Source organism: Vibrio sp. YT-19(2023) (assembly GCF_033337395.1).
Genome location: NZ_JAWOQN010000940.1, coordinates 1 through 558 on the forward strand (window position 1 = coordinate 1; position 558 = coordinate 558).

Consider the following 558-nt stretch of genomic DNA (forward strand, 5'->3'; position numbering starts at 1 on the left):
TAATGACCCTCGCAAGTGGGGCTGGTACACCAACGCCATTGCCAATCCATCGAAAGTCTTTATGGATAACCCGACCGTTGCTGCTGCAACTGGTGCGAATGTGGTGTCGCTCGGTAAGGCGTTACAACTGCACGGCCAAACAACTGTACTGGGTGCAGATGTCGAAATTGGAGATATTTTAAACAGCCTCAACCAAGTGATCCTACCGGGTGAAGGCTACATGTTTATTGCCAACGATCAGGGCAATATTTTCACCCATAACGACAGCAAGCTCCTAAACCAACCGGTTAGCAAACTGGGCTTAAACAACAACGACATCACCAACGCTGCACGCTCAGGCACTGAACGTCGCGTGTCGATCAGCGGTACCGATTATGTGATTTATGCGCGTCCAATTGAGGGCACCAAGCTCACGACGGTAACGGTGTTGGATCACAACTCGTTGGTTGCACCACTTTACGATGCCGTTTGGGATCAAATTATCGCGACGGCTATCGTGGTTATCATCTGTGTGGCGCTGTTTAACCTGCTATGTAACATCTTGTTCCGCCCACTCTA

1 protein-coding gene is annotated in these 558 nt (G+C 49.8%); it reads left to right on the top strand.

What is annotated here, in order from left to right; all coding sequences use genetic code 11:
• Positions 1-558 (top strand): cache domain-containing protein (locus tag R7E78_RS29310; RefSeq protein ID WP_318059042.1); only part of this gene is annotated, 558 nt, incomplete at both ends.